This is a genomic window from Streptomyces seoulensis, assembly GCF_004328625.1.
GTDB lineage: Bacteria > Actinomycetota > Actinomycetes > Streptomycetales > Streptomycetaceae > Streptomyces > Streptomyces seoulensis.
In genome coordinates this window covers 2,026,245-2,050,605 of the sequence record NZ_CP032229.1, presented here as the reverse complement: position 1 = coordinate 2,050,605, position 24,361 = coordinate 2,026,245, and the positions used below count along the sequence as shown (strand labels likewise).

At 69.9% G+C, this 24,361-nt stretch carries 19 protein-coding genes and 2 tRNA genes; 14 read left to right on the top strand and 7 right to left on the bottom strand.

The genetic code is table 11. The features are described from left to right. Window positions 1–11: 11 nt before the first annotated feature. Window positions 12–2,582: an aminopeptidase N gene (pepN, locus tag D0Z67_RS09565; RefSeq protein ID WP_031182295.1), complete on the bottom strand. Its 2,571-nt coding sequence runs from the start codon at window positions 2,580–2,582 to the stop codon at window positions 12–14. A gap of 139 nt (window positions 2,583–2,721) precedes the next feature. Here pepN and D0Z67_RS09560 point away from each other — a divergent pair, with 139 nt between their 5' ends. Continuing rightward, window positions 2,722–3,384 (top strand): mycothiol-dependent nitroreductase Rv2466c family protein, encoded by a 663-nt coding sequence (locus D0Z67_RS09560; RefSeq protein WP_030814089.1) that lies wholly within the window; start codon window positions 2,722–2,724, stop codon window positions 3,382–3,384. 110 nt (window positions 3,385–3,494) lie between these two features. Here the strand turns inward: D0Z67_RS09560 and D0Z67_RS09555 are convergent, their stop codons facing one another. Both D0Z67_RS09555 and D0Z67_RS09550 read right to left on the bottom strand, forming a co-directional pair. Beyond that, a complete protein-coding gene (locus D0Z67_RS09555; RefSeq protein ID WP_031182294.1) occupies window positions 3,495–4,142 on the bottom strand; it encodes a superoxide dismutase in 648 nt (215 codons plus the stop codon). Between the two features lie 143 nt (window positions 4,143–4,285). Continuing rightward, entirely contained in the window at window positions 4,286–5,668 is a 1,383-nt protein-coding gene (locus D0Z67_RS09550) for an amino acid permease (protein WP_031182293.1), read from the bottom strand. A gap of 308 nt (window positions 5,669–5,976) precedes the next feature. Between D0Z67_RS09550 and D0Z67_RS09545 the strand changes: the two genes are divergently transcribed. Further along, window positions 5,977–6,552, top strand: coding sequence for a biotin transporter BioY (locus D0Z67_RS09545; protein WP_031182292.1), 576 nt, complete (start codon window positions 5,977–5,979; stop codon window positions 6,550–6,552). Between the two features lie 469 nt (window positions 6,553–7,021). Here D0Z67_RS09545 and D0Z67_RS09540 read toward each other — a convergent pair whose 3' ends face one another. Next, a complete protein-coding gene (locus tag D0Z67_RS09540; protein WP_031182291.1) occupies window positions 7,022–8,446 on the bottom strand; it encodes an amino acid permease in 1,425 nt (474 codons plus the stop codon). Between the two features lie 245 nt (window positions 8,447–8,691). Between D0Z67_RS09540 and D0Z67_RS09535 the strand changes: the two genes are divergently transcribed. The 4 genes from D0Z67_RS09535 (at window position 8,692) to D0Z67_RS09520 (ending at window position 11,940) form a co-directional block, all read left to right on the top strand. Further along, window positions 8,692–9,177 carry a ribose-5-phosphate isomerase gene (locus D0Z67_RS09535; protein ID WP_031182290.1) on the top strand — a complete coding sequence of 162 codons (486 nt, stop codon included), beginning with the start codon at window positions 8,692–8,694 and terminating at the stop codon, window positions 9,175–9,177. A 67-nt stretch (window positions 9,178–9,244) separates the two neighbouring features. Beyond that, a complete protein-coding gene (locus D0Z67_RS09530; RefSeq protein WP_031182289.1) occupies window positions 9,245–10,054 on the top strand; it encodes an Fpg/Nei family DNA glycosylase in 810 nt (269 codons plus the stop codon). A 238-nt stretch (window positions 10,055–10,292) separates the two neighbouring features. After that, window positions 10,293–11,465, top strand: a complete 1,173-nt coding sequence (locus D0Z67_RS09525) for a PP2C family protein-serine/threonine phosphatase (RefSeq protein ID WP_031182288.1) — start codon at window positions 10,293–10,295, stop codon at window positions 11,463–11,465. A 22-nt stretch (window positions 11,466–11,487) separates the two neighbouring features. Further along, complete coding sequence (locus D0Z67_RS09520; RefSeq protein ID WP_031182287.1) at window positions 11,488–11,940, top strand: HD domain-containing protein; 453 nt, start codon at window positions 11,488–11,490, stop codon at window positions 11,938–11,940. Window positions 11,941–11,950: 10 nt separating this feature from the next. On the opposite strand, the gene D0Z67_RS09515 is transcribed toward D0Z67_RS09520, so the two are convergent. After that, on the bottom strand, window positions 11,951–13,096 hold the full coding sequence (locus tag D0Z67_RS09515; protein WP_031182286.1) for an acyltransferase family protein: 1,146 nt from the start codon (window positions 13,094–13,096) through the stop codon (window positions 11,951–11,953). Window positions 13,097–13,550: 454 nt separating this feature from the next. Between D0Z67_RS09515 and D0Z67_RS09510 the strand changes: the two genes are divergently transcribed. Continuing rightward, the gene (locus D0Z67_RS09510) at window positions 13,551–13,745 is read left to right on the top strand and encodes a hypothetical protein (RefSeq protein ID WP_031182285.1); all 195 of its coding nucleotides are present in this window, start codon (window positions 13,551–13,553) and stop codon (window positions 13,743–13,745) included. 64 nt (window positions 13,746–13,809) lie between these two features. On the opposite strand, the gene D0Z67_RS09505 is transcribed toward D0Z67_RS09510, so the two are convergent. Continuing rightward, window positions 13,810–13,880 (bottom strand) — tRNA-Gly (locus tag D0Z67_RS09505). Window positions 13,881–14,037: 157 nt separating this feature from the next. On the opposite strand from D0Z67_RS09505, the gene D0Z67_RS09500 reads away from it, so the two are divergent. The 5 genes from D0Z67_RS09500 to clpX all read left to right on the top strand — a co-directional run bounded on the left by D0Z67_RS09500 (window position 14,038) and on the right by clpX (window position 18,703). Further along, window positions 14,038–14,114: transfer RNA gene (locus D0Z67_RS09500), tRNA-Pro, on the top strand. 174 nt (window positions 14,115–14,288) lie between these two features. Beyond that, the gene (gene tig / locus D0Z67_RS09495) at window positions 14,289–15,662 is read left to right on the top strand and encodes a trigger factor (RefSeq protein ID WP_031182284.1); all 1,374 of its coding nucleotides are present in this window, start codon (window positions 14,289–14,291) and stop codon (window positions 15,660–15,662) included. A gap of 247 nt (window positions 15,663–15,909) precedes the next feature. After that, window positions 15,910–16,515: an ATP-dependent Clp protease proteolytic subunit gene (locus tag D0Z67_RS09490; protein ID WP_031182283.1), complete on the top strand. Its 606-nt coding sequence runs from the start codon at window positions 15,910–15,912 to the stop codon at window positions 16,513–16,515. A gap of 65 nt (window positions 16,516–16,580) precedes the next feature. Continuing rightward, window positions 16,581–17,246, top strand: a complete 666-nt coding sequence (locus D0Z67_RS09485; protein ID WP_031182282.1) for an ATP-dependent Clp protease proteolytic subunit — start codon at window positions 16,581–16,583, stop codon at window positions 17,244–17,246. Window positions 17,247–17,416: 170 nt separating this feature from the next. After that, a complete protein-coding gene (gene clpX / locus D0Z67_RS09480; RefSeq protein ID WP_031182281.1) occupies window positions 17,417–18,703 on the top strand; it encodes an ATP-dependent Clp protease ATP-binding subunit ClpX in 1,287 nt (428 codons plus the stop codon). Window positions 18,704–18,767: 64 nt separating this feature from the next. Here the strand turns inward: clpX and D0Z67_RS09475 are convergent, their stop codons facing one another. Continuing rightward, window positions 18,768–19,814 carry a membrane protein gene (locus D0Z67_RS09475; protein WP_031182280.1) on the bottom strand — a complete coding sequence of 349 codons (1,047 nt, stop codon included), beginning with the start codon at window positions 19,812–19,814 and terminating at the stop codon, window positions 18,768–18,770. Between the two features lie 137 nt (window positions 19,815–19,951). Here D0Z67_RS09475 and D0Z67_RS09470 point away from each other — a divergent pair, with 137 nt between their 5' ends. Next, the gene (locus D0Z67_RS09470) at window positions 19,952–22,576 is read left to right on the top strand and encodes a valine--tRNA ligase (RefSeq protein WP_031182279.1); all 2,625 of its coding nucleotides are present in this window, start codon (window positions 19,952–19,954) and stop codon (window positions 22,574–22,576) included. A 262-nt stretch (window positions 22,577–22,838) separates the two neighbouring features. Continuing rightward, window positions 22,839–24,353 carry a bifunctional tetrahydrofolate synthase/dihydrofolate synthase gene (gene folC, locus D0Z67_RS09465; RefSeq protein WP_031182278.1) on the top strand — a complete coding sequence of 505 codons (1,515 nt, stop codon included), beginning with the start codon at window positions 22,839–22,841 and terminating at the stop codon, window positions 24,351–24,353. The last annotated feature ends 8 nt before the right edge of the window (window positions 24,354–24,361 follow it).

Below are 24,361 nucleotides of genomic sequence, written 5' to 3'. Positions count from 1 at the left end.
CAGGCCAAGGATCAGGCTCCCGCGTCGCACGCCTGTGCGCGCAGCGCCCGCGCCAGGTCGTCCCGCGCCTCCAGCACCAGCCGCCGCAGCGCCGGGGCCGCGTCCGCGTGCTCCGCGAGCCACGCGTCCGTCGCCGCGAGCGTCTCGGGCCGGTCCTGGTGCGCCGGGAACAGTCCGTTGACGATGTGCATGGCGATCTGGATCGACCGCTCCCGCCACACCCGCTCCAGCACCGCGAAGTACTTCTCCGCGTACGGCGCGGTCAGTTCCTCCTGGCCCGGCCGGCCGAAGCCCGAAAGGGTCGCCTCCACCAGCGCGTTGGACAGCGCGTCCGACTCCACGACCTGCGCCCACGCCTGCGCCTTGACCGCCGCCGAGGGCCGGGCGGCCAGGCAGCGCACCTGGTGCCGCTTGCCCGAAGCGGTGTCGTCGCGGGCCAGTTCGGCCGCGAGCACCTCCTCACCGGCCACCCCGTGCGCGGCGAGCGGCTCCAGGAACGCCCAGCGCAGCTCCTGGTCCACGGTGAGGCCCTCGACCGTCTCGGTGCCGTCCAGCAGGTCCTTCAGCAGGGCGAGGTCGGCCGCGCCGGTCGCGACCGAGGCGAAGAACCGCGCCCAGGCCAGCTGCGCCTCGCTGCCCGGCTCGGCCGACCTCAGCTCCTTCAGCGCGCCCTGCGCCAGCAGCTCCCCGCCCGTGGCCCGCCACTCGGGGGCCGCGTACCGCTCCAGGGCCGTGCCGGCCCAGGCGTGCAGCATCTGGAGCACGCCGATGTCGGACTCCCGGCCCGCGAACCGCAGCACCAGCCCCGCGAACTCCCGCGCGGGCAGCAGGCTGTCCCGCGTCAGGTTCCACAGCGCCGACCAGCACAGGGCACGGGCGAGGGGGTCGGCCAGGTCGCCGAGGTGCTCGCGGAGGGTGGCGAGCGAGGTCTCGTCGAAGCGGATCTTGCAGTAGGTGAGGTCGTCGTCGTTGACCAGGACGAGGTCGGGGGCCTGGGCGCCGGCCGGCTCGGCCAGCACCGTGCGCGGGCCCTCGACGTCCGCCTCGATGCTCCGGTACCGCTCCAGCCCGCCCTTATCGTCCAGCCGGTACAGGCCCACCTTCACCCGGTGCGGGCGCAGTTCGGGATGCGACTCCGGCGCCTCCTGCACCACGGCCAGCTCGGCGATCCGGCCCTCGTCGTCCAACAGCACCTGCGGGGTGAGGGAGTTGACCCCGGCCGTCTGGAGCCAGGCCGCCGACCACGCCGACATGTCCCGGCCGCTGGTCTCCGCGAGCACCGACAGCAGGTCGCCCAGCCGGGTGTTGCCGTACGCGTGCCGCTTGAAGTAGCGCCGGGCGCCCTCCAGGAAGGCGTCCTGGCCGACGTACGCCACCAGCTGCTTGAGGACGGAGGCGCCCTTGGCGTAGGTGATGCCGTCGAAGTTGAGCTTGGCGTCCTGGAGGTCGCGGATGTCGGCGGTGATCGGGTGCGTGGAGGGGAGCTGGTCGGCGCGGTACGCCCATGCCTTGCGGCGGTTGGCGAACGTCGTCCAGGCGTCCTTGAAGCGGGTCGCGCCCACGTTGCCGAAGGTGCCCATGAAGTCCGCGAAGGACTCCTTCAGCCACAGGTCGTCCCACCACACCATGGTGACCAGGTCGCCGAACCACATGTGCGCCATCTCGTGCAGGATGACGTTGGCCCGCGCCTCGTACGACGCCTGCGTGACCTTGCCCCGGAAGATGTACTCCTCCCGGAAGGTCACCAGCCCCGGGTTCTCCATCGCGCCGAGGTTGTACTCCGGCACGAACGCCTGGTCGTACTTCCCGAAGGGGTACGGGTAGTCGAAGTTCTCGTGGAAGAAGTCCAGCCCCTGCTTGGTGATCAGGAAGACGTCCTCGGCGTCGAAGTAGGGCGCCAGACCCTTGCGGCACATCGCGCCGAGCGGGATCTCCAGCGTGGACCCGTCCGCCAGCACACGCTCGTAGGAGTCGGTCACATAGTGGTACGGGCCCGCCACCACGCAGGTGATGTAGGTGGAGATCGGCTTGGTCTCCGCGAACCGCCAGACCCCGTCGGTGAGTTCACCGGCGCCGTTGCTCCACACCGTCCAGCCCTCGGGCGCGCGGACCTCGAAGCGGAAGGGCGCCTTGAGGTCGGGCTGCTCGAAGTTGGCGAACACCCTGCGTGAGTCGGCCGGTTCGTACTGCGTGTAGAGGTAGACCTCGCCGTCCTCGGGGTCGACGAAGCGGTGCATGCCCTCGCCGGTGCGGGAGTAGGCGCACTGGGCATCCACGATCAGCTCGTTGTCGGCGGCCAGGTCCTCCAGCGTGATCCGGGTGCCGTCGAACACCTCGCCGGGGTCGAGGTCGCGGCCGTTGAGCGACACCGCGGTCACGCCCGGCGCGATCAGGTCGGCGAAGCTCGTCGCGCCCGGCTCGGCGCAGCGGAAGCGGATCGTGGTCACCGAGCGGAAGGTCCGCGGCTCGGCCTCGGACTCGCCCACGGCGGAGCGCAGGTCCAGCGCCACGTCGTACCCGTCGACGGACAGCAGGGCGGCCCGCTCACGGGCCTCGTCGCGGGACAGATTCTCACCGGGCACGGGCGGCACTCCCTTGTGGTCGCAAGATGCGGGGCACTGAACGGGACGATCCTGCCATGCGGCCCTGACCGGCGGCATCGGGGAATTGCGCGGCCCGGGGCGCTGTTGCCGCTGAAAAGACCTTCTCGCGAGGAGAGACATGTCCGAGACCGCGACCACGTCGGGCAAGACCCCGGTGGACTTCTGGTTCGACCCGCTCTGCCCCTGGGCCTGGATGACCTCCCGCTGGGTGCTGGAGGTGGAGAAGGTCCGGGACATCGAGGTGCGCTGGCACATCATGAGCCTCGCCGTCCTCAACGAGGACCGCATCGACGAGCTGCCCGAGGAGTACCGGGAGATGCTCGCCACCAAGGCGTGGCAGCCGGTCCGGGTGGTCACCGCCGCCTGGCAGAAGCACGGCGCGGACGTGCTCGGCCCGCTGTACACCGCGCTCGGCACCCGTATCCACAACGAGGGCGAGGGCCCGAGCCGCGAGGCCGTCGTGGGCGCGCTGGACGAGGTCGGCCTGCCCGCCGACCTGATCGACTACTTCGACCAGACCGACTTCGAGTTCGACGCCGAGCTGCGCGCCTCCCACAAGGAGGGCATCGAGAAGGTCGGCCAGGACGTGGGCACCCCGGTCATCGCGGTCCCCGGCCCGGACGGCGAGCAGATCGCCTTCTTCGGCCCGGTCGTCACCCCGGCCCCCAAGGGCGAGGAGGCGGCCCGCCTGTGGGACGGCACCCTCGCGGTCGCCTCGGTGCCGGGCTTCTACGAGCTGAAGCGCAGCCGTACGGTCGGCCCGGACTTCAGCAACCTCTAGCCGCCGTGTGAAGAAGCCCCCCGCGAGTCACGTCCTCGCGGGGGGCTTCCTTCATCCGCCCGCCGGGTGAAGGTTGAGAAGACGATCACGAGGCGGGACGCTCGGAAACTTCAGGGGGCCAGCAGCAGCACGTCCGCGCGGGACTTGGCGGCGGTGTAGCGCCGGGCCACGTCCTGCCAGTTCACGACCTGCCACATCGCCTCGATGAAGTCGACCTTCTGGTTCTTGTACTGGAGGTAGAAGGCGTGCTCCCAGGCGTCGAACACCAGCACCGGGGTGGAGCCCTGGCCGACGTTGCCCTGGTGGTCGTAGATCTGCTCCACGATCAGCCGGCCGCTCAGCGGCTCGTACGCCAGCACGCCCCAGCCGGAGCCCTGGGTGGTGGCCGACGCCTTGGTCAGCTGGGCCTTGAAGGCCGCGAAGGAGCCGAACGACTCCTTGATCGCGTCCGCCAGTTCGCCCACCCCGTCCCGCTCCAGCGGCTCGCCGCCGCCGTCCTTCGGGCCGGTCATGTTCTGCCAGTAGATGCTGTGCAGGATGTGGCCGGAGAGGTGGAAGGCGAGGCTCTTCTCGAGCCCGTTCACCGAGCCCCAGGCGTCCTTGTCCCGCGCCTCGGCGAGCTGCTCCAGGGTGTCGTTGGCGCCCTTCACATAGGCCGCGTGGTGCTTGTCGTGGTGCAGCTCGATGATCTCGGGGCTGATGACCGGCGCGAGCGCGGCGTAGTCGTAGGGCAGTTCGGGCAGCGTGTAGACGGACATGGACGGGTCCCCTCCGAGCCTTATTGCAACTTACTTGCAACTACACGCTAGCAACAAAAAGCTCCGCCCGGACATGGGGGTACGCGAAAGGCCCCCACGTGTCGTGCACGTGAGGGCCTTCTTCTGCGGGCTGCTGCGGGGGCTCAGCTCCGGGCGCGCGCCCGCTGCCAGACGTAGCCGCCCGCCGCCAGGGCCAGGGTCATGCCGCCGGTGGAGTAGAGCTGGACGCGGGTACCGGGCTGCTGGGCCATCAGTACCAGGATCACCACCATGCCCAGCAGCGCGGCCCAGGTCAGCCACGGGAACGCCCACATCCGCACGGCGGGCGGCGGGTCACCGGCGCGCTCGGCGCGGCGGCGCAGCAGGAGCTGGGAGGCGCCGACGAACATCCAGACCACCAGGATGACCGCGCCGATCATGTTGAGCAGCCACATGAACACGTCGTCCGGGCGCCAGTAGCTCAGCAGCACGCAGCCGAAGCCGAACACCGACGAGACCAGCACCGCGATCCGGGGCACCCCGCCGGACACCTTCGCCAGCGCCTTCGGGCCGAGGCCCCGCTGGACCAGGGAGTGCAGCATGCGCGAGGAGCCGTAGATGTTGGCGTTCATCGCGGAGAGCAGCGCGGCCAGCACCACGACGTCCATCACGCGGCCGGCGCCGGGGATGCCGAGGGTGTCCAGGGCGGCGACGTACGGGCCGCGCTCCACGACCTCCTTCGAGTCCCACGGCACCAGGGTGACCACGACGGCCATCGAGCCGATGTAGAACAGCGCGATCCGCCACATCGTGGTGCGCACCGCGCTCGCCACGCCCCGCACCGGGTCCTCGGACTCGGCGGCCGCGATGGTGACCGTCTCCAGACCGCCGTACGCGAACACCGACGCGAGCAGGCCGAGGACCAGGCCCTCGCCGCCGTTGGGCAGGAAGTCGGTGAGGTGGGAGGCGCCGGGGGAGTGGGTGCCGGGCAGTACGCCCGCTATGGCCAGCACGCCGAGCAGCAGGAAGCCGCAGATCGCGGCGACCTTGAGGGCGGCGAACCAGAACTCGAACTCGCCGAAGTTCTTCACCGCGGTCAGGTTGGCGCCGCAGAAGACCAGCATGAACAGCGCGACCCAGGCCCACTGCGGGGTCCCGGGCAGCCAGCCGCTGACGATCTTCCCGGCGCCGATGCCCTCCAGGCCGACCACCGTGCACTGCATGACCCAGAACGACCAGCCGACGGTGAACCCGGCCCACGGCCCGATCGCGCGCTCGGCGTGCGCGGAGAACGACCCCGAGGAGGGGTACGCCGAGGACAGCTCGCCCAGCATCCGCATCACCAGCAGGACCAGCAGGCCGGAGAGGGTGTAGGCGACCACGATGGAGGGGCCCGCGGCGGCGATACCGGCGCCGGAGCCGACGAACAGGCCCGCGCCGATCACCCCGCCCAGGGCGATCATGGAGAGGTGGCGCTGTTTGAGGCCGGAGGAGAGCGGGACGCCCTGCTTCTGCTCCTGGGACGCTTGCGTGGTGGTGCTGGGCATCGGCGCGGCTCGTCCAGTGCGGTAGGTGGGTAAAAACTCCCCCAGTCTGGGCGAAGCCGGCCGGGGGGTACGCGGAGTGTCCGGTATGCGGACGGTGTGCCTACGGAATGCTTACGTCCGTTCACCGGGTGGCGGGGCGCTCGGTGACCGGTATCACGCCGGGTCCGGTGTAAGGCGCATCCTTTGTGCGAAGCCCACCAAGCCGCTGTTCACGCCTTTGTCGAGCACAGACGGTGATCGGCGCGTGCGGGCCGGTATAGCGTCGCGGTGTTGTCCCCTGCCCCTGTCCACAGACCCGCGGAGTCCCCATGAGCACCGCCAGCGTCACCGCTCGGCCCGGCGCCGTCCTCGCCGACCTCCTTCCCACCTCGCGCGTGCGCGACGCCGCCCTCGTGCTCGGCGGGGCTGCGCTCACCGGTGTCGCGGCCCAGATCGCGGTGCCGGTGCCCGGCTCGCCGGTCCCGGTGACGGGGCAGACCTTCGCCGCGCTGCTGGTCGGCACGACGCTCGGCGCCCGCCGCGGCTTCGCCGCCCTCGCGCTGTACGCCGCCGCGGGCCTCGCCGGTGTGCCGTGGTTCGCCCAGGGCGGCTCCGGCGCGTCCGTCTCCTTCGGCTACGTCCTCGGCATGCTCCTCGCCGCCGCGGCCGTCGGCGCCCTCGCCCGCCGGGGCGCGGACCGCTCCCCGCTGCGCATGGCGGGCACGATGCTCGTCGGCGAGGCCATCATCTACGCCGTCGGCGTCCCCTACCTCGCCCTCACCGCCCACATGTCCGCCACAGCGGCCATCGCGGCGGGCCTGACCCCCTTCCTCATCGGTGACGCCCTCAAGGCGGCCCTGGCGATGGGCGTCCTCCCGACGGCGTGGAAGTTCCTGAAGCGCTGACGCCAGGCACCGAAAAAGCCCCAGGACCGACCGGTCCTGGGGCTTTTTCACGAGGTCGGCGCGCGCGTGGTCCGAGGACGGAGCCGTGTCGTCACGCCCTTGGGGGCCGGCCGCGCGGCCGGGCCACTCTGACTCGCCCTCCCTCTGGGTGTTCTGGTGGCGATGGGGCTCTACGCCCTGGAGGGCCGCTCCGTCGCGGGGTGTCTCGGAGCGTTCAGCGGGATGCTCTTCGGTATGACGCTGTCCGTGCCAGGCCAGCACGAGGGCCTGGCACGCCGGTCCTCGCCCGGGAGGCCGGGGTGCCGGAGGCCGAACTGCCGCCGTTCCCCGCGGGGCTGCCGATCAGGGTGCTCCTCACACTGCCGCTCTTCGTCGGCGTGGGGCTCGTGCTCGGTGGCTGACAGAGACGTGAGAGGGGAGGGAGCCCCGCCGGGCTCCCTCCCCTCTCACGTCGATGTCGGGCCGGAGGCTAGGCCGCCGGGACCTTCTCCGGGTCCTCCGTCGCCGGGATCTCCGGCTGGTTCTTCTTCGCCGTGACCGACTGCTTCACGAAGGCGATGATCAGGACGATGGCGGCGACCATCAGGGAGAGCAGGACCGTCTCGCGGCCGTCGTGTTCCGTGTCGGTCAGCATGTAGCCGAGGACGAAGACGATCAGCGCGGCCGTGGCCCAGGTGAGGTACGGGTAGAGCCACATCTTGACGACGAGCTTCTCCGGCGCCTCCCGCTGGATGATCTTCCGCATCCGGAGCTGCGAGAAGCAGATGACCAGCCAGACGAAGAGCGCGACCGCGCCGCTGGAGTTCACCAGGAAGAGGAAGACCGAGTCGGGGAACTTGTAGTTGAAGAACACCGCGACGAAGCCGAACAGCACCGAGGCCAGGATCGCGGCCATCGGCACACCGCGGGAGTTGGTCTTCGCGAACATCTTCGGCGCGTCACCCCGCTCACCGAGCGAGAACGCCATCCGGGACGCGGTGTACAGACCCGAGTTCAGACAGGACAGCACCGAGGTCAGCACGATGAAGTTCATGATCTGACCGGCGTGCGCGATACCCAGCGAGTTCAGCGCGGCCACGTAGGAGCCGTCGGTCTTGATCGACGGGTCGTTCCACGGCAGCAGCGAGACCACGACGAGGATCGAGCCCAGGTAGAAGACCGCGATGCGCCAGATGATGCTGTTGGTCGACTTGGTGACCGCGCGCTGCGGGTTCTCCGACTCACCGGCCGCCAGCGTGGCGATCTCGGAGCCCATGAAGGAGAAGACGACCAGCAGCACACCGGTGAGGATCGCGCCCGGCCCGTGCGGCAGGAAGCCCCCGTGCGCGGTGAGGTTGGACAGGCCCGCCTTGTCGCTGTGCGCCCCCGGCAGCACCCCGAAGACCGCCAGCGCGCCGACCACGATGAACGCGCCGATCGCCACGACCTTGATCCCGGCGAACCAGAACTCGAACTCGCCGTAGGAGCCCACCGAGACCAGGTTGGTGGCCGTGAGCACCAGCATCACGATCAGCGCCCAGCCCCACTGCGGGACGGCCGGTATCCAGCCCTCCAGGATCTTCGCGCCGGCCGTCGCCTCGACGGCGAGCACCACGACCCAGAAGAACCAGTACAGCCAGCCGATGGAGAACCCGGCCCAGCGGCCGAGCGCGCGGTCGGCGTGCGCGGAGAAGGACCCGGAGGTCGGGTTGGCCGCGGACATCTCGCCCAGCATCCGCATCACGAGGACGACGAGCGTGCCGACGAGGGCGTAGGACAGCAGGATGCCGGGGCCCGCGGTGGCGATACCCGTACTGGAGCCGACGAAAAGACCGGCACCGATCACACCTCCGATGGCGATCATCGAAAGGTGGCGGTTCTTGAGACCTGCTTGCAGCCCGGAACCATGGGACATGGGCGGAATTCCTTTGCGCCAGGTGGAGCGGTTCCCGTACGTACGGCGCAGCAGTCGTACGTCGTCGTACGGGGCCTCGCACGAGCGGTGTACGAGGCGGTCCAGTGAATCTGAGGGGAACGAATTCGGGAACCTCTGAATCCGGATTGTTACTTGAGGTTTCCTTGAGGTTCTATGGTCCGCATCACATATCCCCGATCGAACCCGGAGCTGCTGCCCGGATTCGGGCGTGACACACTCGGTCCATGCGCGTGTATCTCGGCTCCGACCATGCGGGCTACGAACTCAAGAACCACCTCGTCGAGTGGCTGAAGGCGGCGGGGCACGAGCCCGTCGACTGCGGGCCGCACATCTACGACGCCCAGGACGACTACCCGCCCTTCTGCCTCCGGGCCGCTGAGCGCACCGTCGCGGACCCCGGCTCCCTCGGCATCGTGATCGGCGGCTCCGGCAACGGCGAGCAGATCGCCGCCAACAAGGTGAAGGGGGTGCGCGCCGCCCTCGCCTGGAGCGAGGAGACCGCCGCGCTCGGCCGCGAGCACAACGACGCCAACGTCATCGCCGTCGGCGCCCGGATGCACACCGAGGACGAGGCGACCAAGTTCGTCGAGATCTTCCTGGGCACCCCGTTCTCCGGCGAGGAGCGCCACGTCCGGCGCATCGACATGCTGACGGAGTACGAGAACACCGGCGAGCTCCCGCCCATCCCGGCGCACCACCCCCAGCAGTAACCCCGCGTCGCCCCCGCCGCCCGAGCGCGGCGGGGGCGCCCCGCAGACCCAGGAAGGACGCCCGGCCGTGCCAGAAGGGCACACGATCCACCGGCTGGCGCGGGACTACGCCGAGCGCTTCGCCGGTACCGCCCCGCTGGTGACCAGCCCCCAGGGCAAGTTCGCCGACGCCGCCGATCTGCTCACCGGCGCCGGGCTGACCACCACCGACGCCCACGGCAAGCACCTCTTCCTCGGCTTCCGCGACAGCGACTGGGTCCACATCCACCTCGGTCTCTTCGGCAAGGTCGCCTTCGGCCCGGCCCCCGCGCCCCCGCCGACGGACACCGTCCGGCTCCGCCTCGCCAACGACACCGCCTACGTCGACCTGCGCGGCCCGACCACCTGTGCGCTGATCACCGACGCCGAGAAGCGGGCCGTCCACGACCGCCTCGGCCCCGACCCGCTGCGCCCCGACGCCGACCCGGCCGCCGCCTGGGCGCGGATCAGCCGCAGCCGCACCTCGGTCGCCGCCCTGCTGATGGACCAGAAGGTCATCGCGGGCGTCGGCAACGTCTACCGCGCCGAGGTCCTCTTCCGGCACGGCATCGACCCCTACCGCGCCGGCCGCGACCTCACCAAGGCCGAGTGGGACGCGATCTGGGCCGACCTTGCGGCGCTGATGCGCGAGGGCGTACGCCTGGGCCGCATCGACACCGTCCGCCCCGAGCACACCCCGGAAGCGATGGGCCGCCCGCCCCGCGTCGACGACCATGGCGGCGAGGTGTACGTCTACCGCCGGGCCGCCCAGCCCTGCCACCTCTGCGGCAGCGAGATCCGCACCGCCGGGCTCGCCGGCCGCAACCTCTTCTGGTGCCCCGCCTGTCAGCCGGGCTGACCTCGTGCGCCCCGTGCGCATCCGTGAACCGGTCGTGCGCCCCGTTCTGTCCTGCCAGTAAGCGCAGCCTGCCGCCCGGGAGGGCGGGGAATTTCCGCCGGGTGGCAGCGCGGATGGCCTTCCGTGCCGTTCACTGTGTAGTCGGACCGCGTGGTCGAAACGCGAAGTGACCTCGCACGGGGGACAAGTGGGACCTCCCGTACCACGCGGCCGGCTGGATGGATAGGGTCCCGAACTGATGGCAGCAGGACGAGAACGGCGCGCGAAGGCCGAGACGTTCACGGCCCGGTGGAAGATGGAGTGGCACCGGGTCCGCGTCGCGCTGCGCAGAAGCGCGGTCGACTACTTCCGCGGCGACGGCCCCGACTGGATAGCCCTGGTCGGCCTGCTCCTCACCATTCCCGCGCTCATGGCCCTCACACTGGCCAACTCCGTCTGGTGCTCCCCGGCCACCCTGGTCATCCCGATCGTCGCCGGCGGCCTGGTCCTGCGCCCCGCCAGCCTGCTCGGCCTGTACGCCACGGCGGCCGCCGCCCTCATCGTGGAGTCGGTACGGCTCGGCCCGTACACCGAGGGACCCTCCAGGGTCACCCCCGGCATCGTGCTGGTCGTCGCCGCCTGCGGGTTCTTCGGGCTGCTGACCGCCCAGTTCCGCAGCCGGGTCGGCGTGCCCTGGCGCCGCGGCGGCACCATGCTCTTCGACCTCCGCGAACGCATCCGCGCCCAGAGCGAGTTGCCGCAGCTGCCGCGGGGCTGGCACCAGGAGATGGCGCTGCGCCCGGCGGGCGGCCAGTCCTTCTCCGGTGACTTCGTCGTCGCCGCCCGCACCAACGGCGGCCGCACCCTGGAGGTCGTCCTCACCGACGTCTCCGGCAAGGGCATGGACGCCGGCTCCCGCGCCCTGCTGCTGTCCGGCGCCTTCGGCGGCCTGCTCGGCTCGCTGCCCCCGCACTCCTTCCTGCCCGCCGCCAACGGCTACCTGCTCCGCCAGGACTGGGACGAGGGCTTCGCCACCTCCATCCACCTGGTGCTCGACCTCGACTCCGGCGACTACGAGCTGTACTCCGCCGGACACCCCCCGGGCCTCCAGCTCAGCGCCGGCACCGGCCGCTGGGAGGAGAAGGCCGCCGAGGGGCATCTCCTCGGGGTGTACGACGGGGGCCAGTTCGACTCCACGAAGGGCACCCTGCGGCCCGGAGACGTCCTGATGCTCTTCACCGACGGCCTGGTGGAAGCCAGCGACCGGGACATCGCCGAGGGCATCGACCGCCTCACCGGCGAGGCCGACCGCTATGTGGCCGGCGGCTTCCACGGCGCCGCCTGGCACCTCATCGAGGCCGTCGCCAAGGACGTCAACGACGACCGCGCCCTGCTGCTGATCTGCCGCGAGGCATCCGCGCCCGTGCGCTGAACCCCGGTGCGAGACTGGACCGATGACTGAGCTCACCCTGGCCCAGGTCGAGGACCTCGCCCGCCACGCCCACGCCGGCCAGACCGACAAGGCGGGCCGCCCGTACGCCGAACACCTCGCGGCCGTCGCCGAGGGGGTACGGGCACGCGGGGGCGACGCGGAGCAGATCGCGGCGGCCTGGCTGCACGACTCCGTCGAGGACGACGCGCTCACCGAGGAGTGGCTCGACGGCGCCGCCCTCACCCCGCGCACCAAGGCCATCGTGCTCGCCCTCACCAAGCGCCCCGGCGAGCCGCCCGAGGAGTACGCCCGCCGCATCCTCGCCACCCCGGGCGCCGCCCTGGTCAAGCACGCCGACCTCGCGCACAACGCCGACCCGGCCCGCCTCGCGGTGCTGGACGGGCCGACCCGCATGCGACTGGCCGAGAAGTACACGCGGATGCGCGCGCTTCTCGGCCGGCCGGAAGAGGAGTAGGGGAGGCGCGCTACACGCCCGCCTTCTCCCGTACGGGCTGCTTGCGCTCGCCGTGCTGACGCTCCCGCGCCTGCTGGGCGGGGTCCTGCTTGAACGCCCACTCCATCTTCGGCTCCATCACGCACCGGAACACCCGGCGCACCGGAGCCGTGCACAGCAGCGTGACGACCGTGACCGCGAAGGCGGTCACCAGCAGCGCGCCGAGCGGGCTGTGCAGCCAGTGGGCGTCGTACCAGCCCTCCCAGCGGGTGTACTTGAGGACGAAGCCGTGCAGCAGATAGCCGCAGATCGTGCCCGCGCCCAGCGAGGTGAACCACATCCGGCGCCCCGGCACCCAGGCCAGGAAGCAGGCCGTCAGCACCACCGAGCAGGCGAACAGGGCCAGCGTCATCAGCGGGCCGGTCCACCAGGGGGCGCCCATCTCCTGGGCGGCGTCCCGGCGGTAGAACCAGCCGAAGTCGATGTGCGGCACCACGAGCCACGCCACGGCCAGCGCGCCCGCGACGATCGGCACCGAGGCGATGCGCATGGCACGGGTGCGCACCATCCGGAAGTGCTCCGGCTTCAGGCACAGCCCCAGCACGAAGCACGGCAGGAACTGCAACAGCCGCTGGAAGTCCAGGTCGTTGCTGATCGCGGGGGAGACGGTCGCCAGCATCGCGATGGCGAGGGCCAGCGGGAGCGGCCGGCGAACGACCTTCCACAGCGGGGTCGTCAGCCGCCACACGAACAGCGCCGCCAGGAACCAGGACAGGAAGTACGGGTCGAGCAGGGTGATCCCGGTCTCGCCGTCCTGGCCGAAGTGGTCCCGGAAGAGGGAGTAGACCGTCTCGAAGATCACGTACGGCACGGCGACCCCGGTGATCAGCCGCTTCAGCCGGTCCGGGCGCATGTCGAAACTGCGCGAGAAGTAGCCGGAGATGATGATGAACGCCGGCATGTGGAAGGTGTACACGAAGATGTACAGGGACCGGAGCACGCGGCTGTCCGCGTACAGCGCCTCCCACGAGTGCCCCATCGCCACCAGCACGATCGCCAGGTACTTGGCGTTGTCGAAGAACGAGTCGCGCTGCTTCGCGGATCTCTCCGGCACCGGCTGGGCAGCCGGTGGCGTCGGCGCGCGGGTCTGACCGGGGGACGGGGAGGCGTCGAACATCTCAGGCACCCTAGCCTCGCGTGTGTGAGTCCGTAAAACCATCGAGGTCATTCACGTTTATCGGCTTCGGATACCCCGGAAATCCCGCAACGTGCCTGCGGAAGCGGGGTGATGGCAGGCACAATACGGTCGGTTCTTTGCCCCTCGATGTCCCGATTCATCCATCCGAATTGGGTCATGGTCGACCGGTCACCGCTCAATGGGAATTACCCGTGAGAGAGGTTCACGCGGCGATGTGTGGGTGTGGAAATGATGTTGGGCAATTACTGTCGCCATCACCCATGGTGAGACGTCGAATTGGCGACCGGGGCACGCCCCGCGCCGGGACACCTGGCCGACGATGTGTCACTAGCCGCATACAGAGGGCTGGTTGGTGGCACGATGGTTCTGGCGGAGGTGTGCTGCACGGTGCCTCCAGGCCGGGAGAGCGAACCGACCGAGGGTGTGATCAGTTGTGGCCATTTCACTGTCCGTGGTGCTGCTGTTGGCGATCATCCTGGTGGTGTTGATGCGGGGAGGGAACATCAAGGCCGGTCCGGCCGTCGTGGCGATCCTCTTCGGCTTCTTCCTCGCCTCCACCGGGATGGCGCCCTCCATCAGCCGCTTCCTCAACTCGATAGCGGAGATGGTCAACTCCATCAGCTTCTGAGGTCGCGCGAACGACTCAGGGGCCCGGCGCCGCCGTGACGGCAGCCGGGCCCCTGAGTCATAAGAGCGGGCGACGGGAATCGAACCCGCGTAGCTAGTTTGGAAGACTAGGGCTCTACCATTGAGCTACGCCCGCGAGTGCGCACCGCGCGTCGGTGACCGCGGCACTGGAGGCATCGTAGCGGAGCCCCCGGCGTGCGGGCGAACCTGGCGGTGCCACGGGGTGCCCCCGGTGCCCCGCGCGACGCGACGACGCGCCCGGCCGGGGCATGTACCCTACGACTCGCACCAGACGGGGTGTGGCGCAGCTTGGTAGCGCGTCCGCTTTGGGAGCGGAAGGCCGTGGGTTCAAATCCCGCCACCCCGACCACTGGCTCACGGTGTCGTGAAGATCGCCTTTTGGGGCGCTGACCGGCTGCGGTTACTATGCAAGCTGCGCGCCCGTGTGTCCGGCCTCATGGCCTGCTACTCCTCCGGGCGGCTATCCGCCGGGGCTGTCTGGCTCCGGCAGAACCCAAGAAGTCAGCCACAAGGAGACCGAACCGTGAAGAGCGCCGTGGAGACCCTGAACCCGACTCGGGTTCGGCTCACTGTCGAGGTGCCCTTCGAGGAGCTCAAGGACAGCCTCGACGCGGCGTACCAGAAGATCAACCAGCAGGTCACGGTGAAGGGCTTCCGCAAGGGCAAGATCCCGGCCCGCGTCATCGACCAGCGGTTCGGTCGCGGTGCGGTGCTCGAAGAGGCCGTCAACGACGCGCTCCCGAAGTTCTACACCGAGGCGGTCAACGAGGCCGAGCTGACCCCGCTGGGCCAGCCCGAGGTCGACATCACCGAGCTGAAGGACGGCGAGACGCTGAACTTCACCGCCGAGGTCGACATCCGCCCGACCCTGGAGATCCCGGACTACTCCGGCATCGAGGTCGAGGTCGACGCCATCGAGGTCAGCGACGAGGACGTCGAGAAGTCGGTCGAGCAGCTCCGTGAGCGCTTCGCCTCGACCTCCCCGGTCGAGCGTGCCGCCGAGGACGGCGACGTCGTGACGATCGACCTGGAGGCCAAGGTCGACGGCGACGTGCTGGAGGACGGCGTCGCCAGCGGCGTGTCCTACACCATCGGCTCCGGCGAGCTGCTCGACGGCATCGACGAGGCCGTCAAGGGCCTGTCCGCCGGCGAGGAGGCCACCTTCACCTCCGAGCTGAAGGGCGGCTCCGCCGCCGGCCGCGAGGCCGAGGTCACCGTCAAGGTCACTCAGGTCGCCGCCCGTGAACTGCCCGAGCTGGACGACGACTTCGCGCAGCTCGCGTCCGAGTTCGACACCCTGGACGAGCTGAAGGCCGACAGCACCAAGCGCCTGGCCAACATGAAGCAGTACGACCAGGCCACCCAGGCCCAGGAGCGTGTGCTCGACAAGCTCCTCGAGCTGGTAGAGGTCCCCGTCCCCGAGAAGCTCCTCGAGGACGAGGTCAACACCCGCAAGCACAACCTGGAGCACCACCAGCTCGGCCAGATGGGCCTGACCCTCGACAAGTACCTGGAGATCCAGGGCAAGACCGCCGAGGAGTTCGACACCGAGACCCGTGAGGCCGCGGTCAAGGGCATCAAGACCCAGTTCGTCCTCGACGAGCTGGTGAAGAAGGAGAACCTGGGCGTCAACCAGGAGGAGCTCACCGAGCACCTCATGCGCCGCGCCGCCTCCTCCGGCATGTCCCCCGACCAGTTCGCCCAGGCCGTCGTCGAGGGCGGCCAGGTGCCGCTGCTCGTCGGTGAGGTCGCCCGCGGCAAGGCCCTGGCCGTCGTGGTCGAGGCCGCGACCGTCAAGGACACCAACGGCGAGATCGTCGACCTGGACGACGAGGACGAGGAGACCGAGGAGACCACCGAGGCCACCGAGTCCGCCGACGAGAAGACCGAGGGCTGACCCTCAGGTACGTCCGCTTGACAGCAGGCCCCCGGAAGCGAGTCTTCCGGGGGCCTGTCGCATCACCACACAGCACTACGCCCCCGGCGAACACCTGCTTCTGCGGGATTCTCCCGGGGGACCAGAGCGTTAGGGTCCATGAATACGGGGAGCAGGGGAATCAGCCGACCCCGCCAAGCCCCGGCAGGACTACGTGAGACGGCCCGGCGCCGTCGTAAGACGAGCAGGTGGATACGTGACGAATCTGATGCCTACCGCCGCCGGCGAGCCCTCCATCGGTGGTGGCCTCGGTGACCAGGTCTACAACCGGCTGCTGGGCGAGCGGATCATCTTCCTCGGCCAGCAGGTCGACGACGACATCGCCAACAAGATCACCGCCCAGTTGCTCCTCCTCGCCGCCGACCCCGAGAAGGACATCTACCTCTACATCAACAGCCCCGGCGGCTCGGTGACGGCCGGCATGGCGATCTACGACACCATGCAGTACATCCCGAACGACGTGGTCACCATCGCCATGGGCATGGCGGCCTCGATGGGCCAGTTCCTGCTCACCGGCGGCGCGGCCGGCAAGCGCTTCGCGCTGCCGCACGCGGACATCATGATGCACCAGGGCTCCGCGGGCCTCGGCGGTACGGTCTCGGACATCAAGATCCAGGCCGAGTACCTGCTGCGTACGAAGAAGCGCATGTCCGAGCTGACCGCCCAGCACTCCGGCCAGACGGTGGAGGCGATCATCCGCGACGGTGACCGCGACCGCTGGTTCACCCCGGAAGAGGCCAAGGAGTACGGTCTCATCGACGAGATCATCACGCACGCCTCGGGTGTCCCGGGAGGCGGCGGCACCGGCGCCTGACCGGCCACGCCCCGCACGCACGCCATCGACAGCTCCCAGCACGCCACCAGGACGGTGAACACCCCATGAACGACTTTCCCGGCGCCGCCAGCGGTATGTACGAGGGCCCCCGCCCCGACAGCCGTTACATCATCCCGCGCTTCGTCGAGCGCACTTCCCAGGGCGTCCGCGAGTACGACCCGTACGCGAAGCTCTTCGAGGAGCGCGTGATCTTCCTGGGCGTCCAGATCGACGACGCCTCGGCCAACGACGTCATGGCGCAGCTGCTGTGCCTGGAGTCGATGGACCCCGACCGGGACATCTCGATCTACATCAACAGCCCCGGCGGTGACATGACGGCCCTCACGGCCATCTACGACACCATGCAGTTCGTGAAGCCGGACATCCAGACGGTGTGCATGGGCCAGGCCGCCTCGGCCGCCGCCATCCTGCTCGCCGCCGGCACCCCCGGCAAGCGCATGGCGCTGCCGAACTCGCGTGTGCTGATCCACCAGCCGGCGGGCTCCACCGGGCGCGGTCAGCTCTCCGACCTGGAGATCATCGCCAAGGAGTTCACCCGGATGCGTGAGCAGCTGGAGGACATGCTGGCGACGCACACCAACCGGCCGATCGAGAAGATCCGCGAGGACATCGAGCGCGACAAGATCCTCACGGCCGAGGAGGCGCTGGAGTACGGCCTCGTCGACCAGATCATCTCCACCCGCAAGATGAACAACGAAGCGGTCCGCTGACCGAGGTTGCGCACTTCGGGGCCCTCTTGGCAGGGTGCACGTCAAAGTGAACCCTGCCAAGGGGGGCCCGAACACCGGGCCCGGCAAGGTACCGTCGACATAAGGCAGCACCAGGAGTCGTTGGACCCGTTCTGTGTCCAGGCGTCTCCCAGGCGAAGGGGAAGCACACCGTGGCACGCATCGGTGACGGCGGCGATCTGCTCAAGTGCTCGTTCTGCGGCAAGAGCCAGAAGCAGGTCAAGAAGCTCATCGCAGGTCCCGGTGTGTACATCTGCGACGAATGCATCGATCTCTGCAACGAGATCATCGAGGAAGAGCTGGCCGAGACCAGCGAGGTGCGCTGGGAGGAACTCCCCAAGCCCCGTGAGATCTACGAGTTCCTCGAGAGCTACGTGGTCGGCCAGGAAGCGGCCAAGAAGGCCCTCTCCGTCGCGGTGTACAACCACTACAAGCGCGTCCAGGCCGGGGAGAACGGCGGCGGCCAAGGCCGCGAGGACGCCATCGAGTTGGCCAAGTCCAACATCCTGCTGCTCGGCCCCACCGGCTCCGGCAAGACGCTGCTGGCCCAGACCCTGGCCCGCATGCTCAACGTCCCCTTCGCCATCGCGGACGCCACCGCGCTGACCGAGGCGGGCTATGTCGGTGAGGACGTCGAGAACATCCTGCTGAAGCTCATCCAGGCCGCCGACTACGACGTCAAGAAGGCCGAGACGGGCATCATCTACATCGACGAGATCGACAAGGTCGCCCGGAAGAGCGAAAACCCGTCGATCACCCGCGATGTGAGCGGCGAGGGCGTCCAGCAGGCCCTGCTGAAGATCCTGGAGGGCACCACCGCCTCGGTGCCGCCGCAGGGCGGACGCAAGCACCCGCACCAGGAGTTCATCCAGATCGACACGACGAACGTGCTGTTCATCGTGGGCGGTGCCTTCTCCGGCCTGGAGAAGATCATCGAGGCGCGGGCGGGCGCGAAGGGCATCGGCTTCGGCGCCACCATCCGCTCCAAGCGCGAGCTGGCCGCCAAGGACATCTTCGAGGACATCATGCCCGAGGACCTGGTGAAGTTCGGGATGATCCCCGAGTTCATCGGCCGTCTCCCGGTCATCACCTCGGTGCACAACCTCGACCGCGAGGCCCTGCTCAAGATCCTGGTCGAGCCGCGCAACGCGCTGGTCAAGCAGTACCAGCGCCTCTTCGAACTCGACGGCGTGGAGCTGGACTTCGAGCGCGAGGCGCTGGAGGCCATCGCGGACCAGGCCATCCTCCGCCAGACCGGCGCGCGCGGCCTGCGCGCCATCATGGAGGAGGTGCTGATGTCGGTGATGTACGAGGTGCCGTCCCGCAAGGACGTGGCCCGCGTGGTCGTCACGGCCGACGTCGTGCACTCCAACGTCAACCCGACGCTGATCCCGAGGGACTCCCGGGGACGCGGCCAGGGCGAGCAGAAGACCGCGTAACCCCCCCCAGCAGCACGAAGAAGGGCCCCGGCCGGTCGGCCGGGGCCCTTCTGCATGTGTCCCGTCACGCCTTGACGCGCACCGCCGAGCGGAACTTGGCGGTCAGCTCCGCGTCCTGCGCCGGGTCGCTGCTGCGGCCCGCCGCCAGGGTGGCGATGTCCATCGGCATCACGAAACCGACGGTGCTGTGGTCGCCCCACACGCAGAAGGAGAACGTCATCTCCTTGGGCACGCCCTCGCCGCTGCCCGAGGTGTCGCCCTTGGCCTGCTGGCACTTGAGGACCGCGTCCCCGAGCGCCGACGGCTCGTACCGCTTCGGCTCACCGATCAGCTTGTACTTGTGCTCGGCGTCCTTGCTGCTCTGGTCCTTCATGTAGGCGAACAGCCCGTCGACCGTCTTCTCCGGGTCCGCGATCTTCCCGTACACCCCGCCGAACTCGATGACCTTCTTGCTCAGCGGGTTGTCGACGTTCCCGGCCGCGTACTCGGCGCTGACGTCCTTCGGGTCCTCGACGCCCCAGTTCTCGGCGTCCTTCAGATCGTCCTTGGTCATCGCGCCGTTGTCGCTCTTGCCCTTCTTGTACTCCGAGAGCACCGTCGAGGGCGTGGTGAGCTTGTGCGGGCCGTCGTCGGCGATGTCACCGCCACCGCCACCGCCACTGGTCAGGAAGTAGACGCCCACCGCCACGGCGGCCACCACGGCCACCGCGCCGATGATCAGCCCGTTCCGCTTGGAGTTGTTGCGGCCCTGCACCGGCGGCTGCGGGGCGCCGTAGGGGGCCTGCCCGTAAGGGGCCTGCGGGGGCTGCTGCCCGTAGGGGTTCTGCTGGGGCTGGGCGTAGGGGCCCGGCTGCTGGGGCACGCCCTGCTGCTGCGGGTACCCGTAGGGGGCCTGCGGCGGGGCCGGGGGACCGGGCGGGGGCGGCGGGGACTGCGGGTAGCCGCAGCCCGGCTGGGGCGTCTGCGGGGGCTGACCGTAGGGCCCCGGCTGCCCGTACGGGCCGGGCTGGGCCGAGGGCTGCCGGCCGTAGGGGCCGGGCTGACCAGCCTGACCGTAAGGACCCGGCTGCGGGGGCTGTCCGCCGTACGGGCCCGGCTGGTTGCTGCTCATGGCTGGGTTCCCCTCCAGATGTTCAGGTGTTGCCGCCATCCTTGCCCAGGGCGCGAGGACAGGTGGCACCGGGGGCCGCACCGTTACAGAACAAACGCGTTTCGGGAGCACCCCGTGGCACCTCTAAACTGACCCCCGTGACCGAGAACGCTCAGCAGCAGCCATCAGCGCCCGAGACCGAACTGCCGACCCAGTACGCGCCGGCCGACGTAGAGGGGCCGCTGTACGAGCGCTGGGTGGAGCGGGGCTACTTCGAAGCCGACGAGAAGAGCGACAAGCCGCCCTTCACCGTCGTCATCCCCCCGCCCAACGTCACCGGCAGCCTCCACCTGGGCCACGCCTTCGAGCACACCATCATCGACGCCCTGACCCGCCGCAAGCGCATGCAGGGCTACGAGACCCTGTGGCAGCCCGGCATGGACCACGCCGGCATCGCCACCCAGAACGTCGTCGAGCGCGAGCTGGGCAAGGAGGGCAAGTCCCGCCACGACCTGGGCCGCGAGGCGTTCGTCGACCGCGTCTGGCAGTGGAAGGGCGAGTCCGGCGGCCAGATCTCCGGCCAGATGCGCCGCCTCGGCGACGGCGTCGCCTGGTCCCGCGAGCGCTTCACCATGGACGAGGGCCTCTCCCAGGCCGTCCAGACCATCTTCAAGCGCCTCTACGACGACGAGCTGATCTACCGCGCCGAGCGCATCATCAACTGGTGCCCGCGCTGCCTCACCGCGATCTCCGACATCGAGGTCGAGTACCAGGACGACGACGGCGAGCTCGTTTCCATGAAGTACGGCGAGGGTGACGAGACGATCGTCGTCGCCACCACCCGCGCCGAGACGATGCTCGGGGACACCGCGGTCGCCGTCCACCCCGAGGACGAGCGGTACCAGCACCTCATCGGCAAGCTGATCAAGCTCCCGCTGACCGACCGCGCCATCCCGGTCGTCGCCGACGAGCACGTCGACCCCGAGTTCGGCACCGGCGCCGTCAAGGTGACCCCGGCGCACGACCCGAACGACTTCGAGATCGGCCAGCGGCACGACCTGCCGTCCATCACCGTCATGGACGAGCACGCCGTCATCACCACCCCCGGCCCCTTCCAGGGCCTGGACCGCCTGGAGGCCCGCTCCGCCATCGTCGCCGCGCTGCGCGCCGAGGGCCGGATCGTCGCCGAGAAGCGGCCCTACGTCCACTCGGTGGGGCACTGCTCGCGCTGCAAGACCACCATCGAGCCGCGCCTGTCCATGCAGTGGTGGGTCAAGGTCGGCCCGCTCGCCAAGGCCGCCGGTGACGCGGTCCGCGACGGCAAGGTCAAGATCCACCCGCAGGAGATGGAGAAGCGGTACTTCGACTGGGTCGACAACCTCCACGACTGGTGCATCTCGCGCCAGCTCTGGTGGGGCCACCGCATCCCGGTCTGGTACGGCCCCGAAGGCGAGGTCGTCTGCGTCGGCCCCGACGACGAGGCGCCCACCGGCGAGGGCTGGCACCAGGACACCGACGTCCTGGACACCTGGTTCTCCTCCGGCCTGTGGCCCTTCTCCACCCTGGGCTGGCCCGAGCAGACCGAGTCGCTCGCGAAGTTCTACCCGAACTCCGTCCTGGTCACCGGCTACGACATCCTCTTCTTCTGGGTCGCCCGGATGATGATGTTCGGCCTCTACGCGATGGACGGCACCCCGCCGTTCCACACCATCGCCCTGCACGGCATGGTCCGTGACCAGTTCGGCAAGAAGATGTCGAAGTCCTTCGGCAACGCGGTCAACCCGCTGGACTGGATGGACAAGTACGGCTCCGACGCGCTCCGCTTCACCCTCGCGCGCGGCGCCAACCCCGGCGTCGACGTGCCGATCGGCGAGGAGTGGGTCCAGGGCTCGCGCAACTTCGCCAACAAGATCTGGAACGCGACGCGCTTCGCGCTGATGAACGGCGCGACCATCGAGGGGCCGCTGCCGGACGCCTCCGCGATGTCCGCCACCGACCGCTGGATCCTCTCCCGCCTCAACTCGGTCGTGGCCGAGGTCGACGCGTTCTACGAGGACTACCAGTTCGCCAAGCTCTCGGACGCGCTGTTCCACTTCGCGTGGGACGAGGTCTTCGACTGGTACGTGGAGCTGTCCAAGACCACGTTCCAGGCGGGCGGCGAGGCGGCCGAGGTCTCCAAGCGGGTCCTCGGCGAGGTCCTCGACGTCACGCTGAAGCTGCTGCATCCGGTGGTCCCCTTCGTCACGGAGACGCTGTGGACGACGCTGACCGGCGGGGAGTCGCTGGTCGTCGCCGAGTGGCCCTCCGACTCCGGGTTCCGTGACGCCGCTGCCGAGCGGGAGATCGAGTCCCTCCAGTCCGTCATCACCGAGGTCCGCCGCTTCCGTGCCGACCAGGGCCTCCAGCCGGGTCAGCGGGTTCCGGCGCGGCTCACCCTGACCGGTACGGCGCTCGCTCCGCACGAGGCTGCCATCCGTCAGCTTCTGCGGCTCCAGCCGGAGGGGGAGTCCTTCACGGCGACGGCCACCCTGCCGGTCGCCGGGGCGGAGGTCGCGCTCGACCTCTCCGGGACGATCGACATCGCGGCGGAGCGGAAGCGGCTCGCGAAGGATCTCGCCGCGGCGGAGAAGGAGAAGGCCGCCGCCACGGCCAAGCTCGGCAACGAGGCGTTCCTCGCGAAGGCCCCGGACGCGGTCGTCGACAAGATCCGCGGCCGCCTGGCCAAGGCGGAGGAGGACATGCTCCGCCTCCAGTCCCAGCTGGACCGCTTGCCGCAGGCGTAACCGAGCGAAGGCCCCCGGCGTCCACGCGACGCCGGGGGCCGTCGTCTGCCCGCGGCGCCGCGAGTGGTGCCGCTGCGCCCACCCGTGCCGCCCAGCGGCACGACTGCCCGCAGCTGGGCAGGGGGGAGGATTCCAGTGAGGCTGAGCTGCGCCTACCCAGGGGCGCGGGGAACTGCGCGACCGGCCACGACGGCGCCGCGGCCGAACACGTGGGTGGAGACCACCACGCGCGAGACACCACCCGCTCCGTAGACTGGGCGGCGTGAGCGACTCGCCCGGTAACAACGACACGCCCGACCCCCTCGCCGACTTCGACGACATCGTCGCCGAGGAGACCGACCGCGACCCCGACCTCGCCGTCATCGAGGCCGGCAGCCGCACCCTGCGTACCCAGGGCGGCCCGCCGGAGGCCGACGTACCGGCCCGTCCCGAGGACCCCGAGGTGGACCGCGCCCTGCGCGCGGTGGAGACCGAGCTGGCCACCCGCTGGGGCGAGACCAAGCTGGAGCCGTCCGTCACCCGGATCGCCGCCCTGATGGACGTCCTGGGCGACCCCCAGCGCGCGTACCCCTCCATCCACATCACCGGCACCAACGGCAAGACCTCCACCGCTCGCATGATCGAGGCCCTGCTCGGCGCCTTCGAACTGCGCACCGGCCGCTACACCAGCCCCCACGTGCAGTCGGTGACCGAGCGCATCAGCCTGGACGGCGCCCCGATCAGCGCCGAGCGGTTCATCGAGACGTACGACGACATCAAGCCGTACGTCGAGATGGTCGACACCGCCCAGGAGCACCGCCTCTCCTTCTTCGAGGTGCTCACCGGCATGGCGTACGCCGCCTTCGCGGACGCGCCCGTGGACGTCGCCGTGGTCGAGGTCGGCATGGGCGGCAGCTGGGACGCGACCAACGTGATCGACGGCGACGTGGCCGTGGTCATGCCGATCTCGCTGGACCACACCGACCGCCTCGGCGGGACGCCCGAGCTGATCGCCACCGAGAAGGCCGGCATCATCAAGCCGGACTCGACCGTGATCATGGCCCAGCAGCCGGTCGACGCGGCCCAGGTGCTGCTGAAGAAGGCCGTCGAGGAGAACGCCACCGTGGCCCGCGAGGGCATGGAGTTCGGCGTGGTGGACCGCCAGGTCGCCGTCGGCGGCCAGTTGCTCACCCTGCGCGGACTGGGTGGCGAGTACCCCGACGTCTACCTCCCGCTGCACGGCGCCCACCAGGCGCACAACGCGGCCGTCGCGCTCGCCGCCGTCGAGGCGTTCTTCGGGGTCGGTGCCGAGCGCGCCGAGCCGCTGGACATCGACACCGTGCGCAAGGCGTTCGCCGCCGTATCCTCGCCGGGCCGGCTGGAGATCGTCCGCCGTTCCCCGACCGTCGTGCTGGACGCCGCGCACAACCCGGCCGGCGCCGCGGCGACCGCCGAGGCGGTGCGGGAGTCGTTCGACTTCAGCCGGCTGATCGGTGTGGTCGGGGCGAGCGCGGACAAGAACGTGCGCGGGGTGCTGGAGGCGTTCGAGCCGATCTTCGCGGAGGTCGTCGTCACGCAGAACTCCAGCCACCGCGCGATGGACGCGGACGAGCTGGCCGGTATCGCCGTCGAGGTGTTCGGCGAGGACCGCGTCCAGGTCGAGCCCCGGCTGCCGGAGGCGCTGGAGGCCGCGATCACGCTGGCCGAGGAGGAGGGCGAGTTCGCCGGCGGCGGCGTGCTGGTCACCGGTTCGGTCATCACGGTGGGCGAGGCACGCCTGCTGCTTCGGAAGGGCTGAGGTAAACC